General features: G+C 37.3%; 4 protein-coding genes and 1 pseudogene. 2 read left to right on the forward strand and 3 right to left on the reverse strand.

The window, feature by feature from the left end:
* The coding region (locus EKM67_RS10115; RefSeq protein ID WP_191986413.1) for a transposase at nt 1–395 on the reverse strand (395 nt) is incomplete at its 3' end.
* A gap of 208 nt (nt 396–603) precedes the next feature.
* On the opposite strand from EKM67_RS10115, the pseudogene EKM67_RS10125 reads away from it, so the two are divergent.
* Nucleotides 604–1,902, forward strand: a pseudogene (locus EKM67_RS10125) (tyrosine-type recombinase/integrase).
* 345 nt (nt 1,903–2,247) lie between these two features.
* On the opposite strand, the gene EKM67_RS10130 reads toward EKM67_RS10125, so the two are convergent.
* Together EKM67_RS10130 and EKM67_RS10135 are read right to left on the reverse strand one after the other, a co-directional pair.
* On the reverse strand, nt 2,248–3,276 hold the full coding sequence (locus EKM67_RS10130) for an IS30 family transposase (RefSeq protein WP_164506646.1): 1,029 nt from the start codon (nt 3,274–3,276) through the stop codon (nt 2,248–2,250).
* Nucleotides 3,277–3,483: 207 nt separating this feature from the next.
* A complete protein-coding gene (locus EKM67_RS10135; RefSeq protein WP_125578878.1) occupies nt 3,484–5,589 on the reverse strand; it encodes an ABC transporter ATP-binding protein/permease in 2,106 nt (701 codons plus the stop codon).
* A 94-nt stretch (nt 5,590–5,683) separates the two neighbouring features.
* On the opposite strand from EKM67_RS10135, the gene EKM67_RS10140 reads away from it, so the two are divergent.
* The gene (locus tag EKM67_RS10140) at nt 5,684–6,079 is read left to right on the forward strand and encodes a hypothetical protein (RefSeq protein ID WP_125578879.1); all 396 of its coding nucleotides are present in this window, start codon (nt 5,684–5,686) and stop codon (nt 6,077–6,079) included.
* Nucleotides 6,080–6,305 lie beyond the last annotated feature (226 nt).

The following is a 6,305-nucleotide window of genomic DNA, read 5'->3' on the forward strand; positions in this document are numbered from 1 at the left end:
GCTTTGGAGTAGTGAGCACCGTACATTTTCTCAATGAGTTCGGCAATTTCAGCAGTGGTAATTCCCTTGGTATACAACTGAATGACCGTTGTTTCTAAATTATCACTGTGCCGACCGTAGGCTGGCAAGGTATGATTTTCAAACCGGCCATTGCGATCTCGAGGAATGGTTAAGTTAAGTTGGCCGTACTTCGTATCAAACGAGCGCTCATAACTGCCGTTGCGGTTATTACCAGTGTTGATCCCAGCGTATGAGTAGCGTTCGTAACCCAAAAACTCTGCCAATTCGGTTTGAAGCAGCTGGTTGATCGCAATTTCGAGGTGGTGACGAAAAACTTCGTCCAAATCTTGCTTTTGGGCTAGTACAACGATAATTTCTGTGGTAAGTTCATTCATGGGGAATGCCTCCTGTGATGTTTTCTGTGGTTACTAAATATCATAAGGGAAGGCATTCCCTATTTCTATACAATTCAGAAATCTTTTATGCATTTACACAAGATATTTTACGCTCTCGTGTGCTTTATCGGCACTGGCTAACTTACTATTGCAATTTGCGGTATAATATCGTTACACCTTTGACTCGCAAACAAAGGAGTTTTTAACTATGAGCATTACAAAAACAAAAAATAATACTTATCGTGTTAGGAAAAAGTATCCTATTGATATCATGCAATCTCTTGGTCTATCGAATCCTGACTACGATAAAATTTTTAAAACGAGAAAGGAGGCCAAACAAGCCGAACTTGAATTCGAAAACAGGATTATCAAGTTCAGAAACAACAACAGTATCAGTTCTTTTGAATTGGGCGGTGGAGCTCTTTTTAAGGACTTTTACAAGGACTTCTGGTTAGATGATTATAAAAGTGGCTTAACAAGTTCTTACACACAACCGCCTAGTATTGTAACCATCCAAAATACCGAAGATCTTTTTAGGCTTCATATTTTACCAATGTTTGGAGCCTATTCACTTAATTATCTTAACCAGCACCGCCAATTCATCATTCAAAAAATGAATGCAAAAACAAAAGAATATGCTAATTTTAAAGTTATTCGTAGCTATGTGAATCAGGTATTCGACCTAGCGGAAGAATATGAGTATATCGAGTCTAACCGACTTAGCAAAAGTCTTAGAAAAGTAAAAGCCATCAAGAAAAATCATTTAAAAACTGCAAAATGTGATGAAGATAAATACCTTACTGACACCGAGCTAATGGCATGGTTTCAGGCTGTTCAAGAAGACTTGGATAATGGATCACTTTCATATCAAGATTATACGTTATTCTGGACAACTTTCTTCTTATCTGATCGAAAATCAGAAACGTACGCATTGTAATGGAAACACGCTGATTTTAACAACAAGACCATCTATCTCACTCAAGCACTAGACAAATTCGGTAATGTTAAAAATACAAAAGGAAATAAAAATACGCAATTCTCACTGCCTGATCATTTAGAGAGAATGCTGATCGAATGGAAACAGCGACAGAAAAACGGGCTTGCGGAATTAAATATTAAGCAGACACGAGATCAATTCTTATTTACTTATTGTGATCGACAAGGTAATTTAAATCAACGACTTCATACAGATTATTTAAATTATCGGATGAAATCTATTCACCACCGTCATCCTAATTTAAAACCTTGCTCTCCCCATAAACTGCGTCATACAACGGCAACTTTAGCTAAACTTCATGGTATGTCACTTGAAAAAATTTCAGAAGCACTAACCCATTCGAATATTGGAACAACTCGTGTTTATGTTAATGCAAATAATGTTGTGGATTTGACACCAGCTAACTTTGCCTATGATAATTTAAATAAAAATGGTCGTGGGGATTCGGTGGGGACTTTGGTGGGAATTTCTACAAAAAAAGACACCCACAAAAATGTGGATGCCTTGTAAACGTTGATATATCTGGATATTAACGTTTTGAGAATTGTGAAGCCTTACGAGCTTTCTTAAGACCTGGCTCGATAGTCGCTACTTTCACGGATTTCTAAAATCCCTTAATCAGTGGGCGTCGAACAGCTAATGCAGCTAAATCAATCTGATTAAAATCAACTGGTCTGAAATCATCATGTCAACTTTTCAAAATAATTGAGCCGAAATTGTGAACTATAAGCTGTCAAAATTGACGGCTTTTTTAAATTTATTTAGTATTCCCAAATTGCAAGAACAAATTAGCCACGCAATAAATCCCGGCAAGACAGTATTTTCATTGATATTCATATTTTAAAGATTCAATCTTTAGCCAGCGGCAGCGGAGAAAAGCTCTTTTGGGGTTTGGTAACCTGACTGCCGGCGTGGTAAGTTGTTTAGCTTGGCTTCCACTGCTTGGATATCACTAGGGCCTAAAGTATCCATGGACAGGCCCTTAGGCACATCACGACGGATCATTCGATTATGCGCCTCATTTGTGCCTCGTTCTGAAGAGCGGTAAGGGTGGGCATAATAAAGGTCGGCAACCCCGTCAAGCACCGTCCCCGCCGCTGCGAATTCTGCCCCGTTGTCAGCGGTAACGGACTTCATGATGTGCCCGTATTCTTGGCAGATCTTAGCCAGTTCGTAGTTGACTGAATCGGCGTCACGGCCATCAATCAAACGCAGGATCTGACAGCGAGATTGGCGCTCGATCAGCGTTAGAATGACACTTTCTTGGCCATTACGTTTACCGACTACGGTATCCAACTCAAAGTGACCGAACTCTTGGCGCTGATCAATACTTTTAGGTCGCTCTTCGATACTTCGTCCGGCCAGACGCTTATGCTTGGGTGAATGGTGGTGTTTGGTGCGGCGCCGGTTTTTTTCGAGCAGATCAAGATTACGGACTTCAAGTAGTTGCGCATCGATATAGTGGTATAACGTCTTGGTCGAAACCATCTCCTCAGGTTGATATAAGCCTTCAAGTTTAGCGCGGCCCACCGCGGCATCAGGCGACCAACCGTCTTGGTGCAAATGGGCCGTAAAGTAGTGGATAAAATCAGCGACACCAGCGAGTTTCAAAGGTCGATGACAGGACATTCGGTTAGCTTCGTATTTGACCTGTGCCGCTTCTGGTGAGTATTCGCGGTGATATTGCCGTTGACCGTTCACTTTTTTAACTTGGTCGATCTCACCACGGCGTAGTTCATTACTGATTGTTTGATGACAAACACCGATAACTCTAGCAATTGCGCGGTTAGAGTATCCTTGGCTGTGTAGCGTGGCGATTCTGCCGCGCTCAAATGAAGTTAGGTGGTGACCTTTTTCTCGGACTGTGGTATTCTGTTCTTGCATCAAGACAATAACCTCTTTCATTTTTGTGTTGGAACATCAATGATAACAGAGATTTGCCTTGGTGTTTTTTATTTTTTCAATTAGCTGGATCTAATTGGCTAACTTGATTATAAAACGCGCGTTTATTTAGTATTTAGCATGAGTAAAATCTAAATCAATGATTTTTTTCATTTCCTCTACATGTTTTTAAATAGTGTTGATAAAATATTAGTGTTTTTTTATTATTTCTAGCGGATCGGTTTGACTTAAATTACGAATCGGTAATAAGCTTGCTAATAAGACAATTCCGAAACTAAGGAAAATATTTGTACCAAATGAGGCCATAAATATATGCATTAAATCTAGTGGAATAACTCTATTGACAAAGAATATTGATATAGAATCAACAATCTCGGAACAAATAAACATTATCACCCCATACCGAAGACCATTCACCAAAAGGATACGTCTAATATCAAAAATAGTGAATCCGATTGCTTTTAAAATTCCAACTTCGATTAATCTGTTCTTATTCGTTAAAAAGAAGGTTATACTCAAAGTAATAATTGTTCCAATAATGATTACTAATGCCATATTCATCACAGATTTTTGAGTCTTTTTTACACTACTGTTTAAAGAATCAATATTTTGTGCAACTGAAGTTATATGATATGAAGAAGACATTGATTGAAGCGCATGCGAAAGTGACGTCATGTTATTATAACTTTTCGATTGAATTACAAAAGCACTAACACCAAACGACTGTTGCTTAAAGTCAGAGAAAATAGGTTCGGATACATCTTGTGTTGAAATTGTATGATTAAGAATTTCATTCATTGTTGCATAATCCATAAATAGTGCGTTGCCATTTTCCGAGCGATTGTATGGATAATTATTAGTATATACACCAGTAATTTTCTTGCTTATAGTAGTTGTGGTATAAATGTTACCATCAGTTGCAACCGTTTTACTATTATTATTAGGTAGTTCACTGGTTGACAAGTATTGCATATATGGGATATAAATCTTTAAGCGTATTGTTTTACCAATAATTTCGTGAATGGGTATTTTATTTTCCGCGAGAAAATTTTTACTTATAACAAAATTATTTCCAACTTTTCTAGGCTTTCCAATATCATATAAATATGATTTTGTTAAATCTTTTTTATAAATTGGTTGAATGGAAAAGGTCTTGGCAATTGAATACGTTCTATCATCCACTTTAATTTTTGTCCCATTGGGAATGGCTGAACGCACATTATCTTTAGTCAGGCCATAAGAAACAAAGGTAAAATATCTAGACATGGATTCAATCCCCGGTAAGTTTTTCATTTCAAAAACTTCCTTTTTGGAAAAATTCTGCATGGGATCCAAATCTTGACCGCTTTGACTCTTGATAGTATCGTTGGTTACAAATATAGAGTTATCAGTTGCACCATTCAATGATTTTTCTTGCTGCCGTGCCAGAATTTTGGGAGTCGTCAGTATCAAGCTAGAAATACTCAGCAAAATTATAATAACAATTAATATCGGTATTGGAATTTGTTTCTTAGCATTTTTATTGATTTTATTATAGTTCAGTGCATTTTGAACGCTAATTTTATCAAACACAATTGTTTTTTTAGAACTATTTGGCTCTTTACGATTTTCAAGATTTGGATGGGTCTTCGAATTGGATACTTCTATCAATTTTTTGTCTTTAATATTAAGTACGGTATCGGCATACACTAAAGGCAAGTCCTCATGCGAGACTATGATAACAATTTTGTCAGAATCATGGGCCAAGGATTTCAACCGTTCATAAAGTAAAATGGCATTATCATGATCAAGTGAATTGGTTGGTTCGTCGGCGAATAGCACTTTTGCATCTGTCACTAATGCCCTAGCCACTGCTCCACGCTGGTCTTCTCCCCCCGATAAATGATTAGAATTTATTGCCTCTTTACCATGTAAATTCAATAAGCTAATATTATCCTGCACTAATTGGTGTTTATCTTTTACTGAGAGCTTAGTCTTTAACAATGGAATCTCAACATTTTGTTCTAGATTTAGTTGCTTAATTAAATTATGCTCTTGAAAAATGAAACCGAAATTCTTAATTCTAAAGTTTGCTCTTTCGGTATCATTTAATCCCCATAAGTCAACATTATCAAAAAAGACTTTTCCCGAAGAAGGATGTCTCAGTAGTCCCAGAACATTTAGTAGGGAAGATTTTCCAATCCCAGACTCACCCTTTATAAGATAAACCTTTCCTGAATCAAACTCATAAGATACACCATTTAGTATGTTATGTTCGAACGCTACATCTATTGAATCTAAAATAAGTTTTGCCATTTGATCACGCTTCCCAAAAAAATTGTTGACTCTTTCATTTGTGAAGAATAGAATTACACATGTACAGGAGTTTAGAAAAAAGGGAGATCTTTACATGAAGAAGTTTATCACAATTGCTATGGTAATTGCTACACTAGCTTTGGGTTTATTTGTAACAGATTATGCCGTCAAAGGAAATGAAGTACAAGCATCAGGATATGTAACTAGAAAAGCAACGTACAACTGGCATGCAAACGGCGGTTGGGTTAGTGGCTGGTTTACATTGAACGGTACTGGCTATTCATATCCCAATAGTGGCAGTGTTTCATCTAAGTGGATTAATTCTGGATCAGCAGTAGGACATTGGATTGCAGAAAAGAGAATGTGGACTGCTAAAACACCACGTGGTACACATTTATACGGGCAAGCAACAAACCACTACGGTGTAAACACGGCTTGGGTAGATCTAAATATTACTTCTGATACGCAAACAATCGGCGTGCAATTCTAAAAAAAGTTTGAGCTCCTGTACACATTCTTAAAATGAACAATATTACTCCGCATGAGAGCCAGCGAGATGAAACACTGTAAATCGTGTATAGTGACATTGTTCGGCTCTTCGTCAAATGAAGTTGATAGATATTTTCTTAAACATCTAGATCATAATTGGTGGATTGAAGTCAATATTTGAGACAGGTTTTAAGAGACATTCAGAACCGCGTTTACCTTCCACAGCT

It is taken from the genome of Lapidilactobacillus mulanensis (assembly GCF_003946215.1).
GTDB lineage: Bacteria > Bacillota > Bacilli > Lactobacillales > Lactobacillaceae > Lapidilactobacillus > Lapidilactobacillus mulanensis.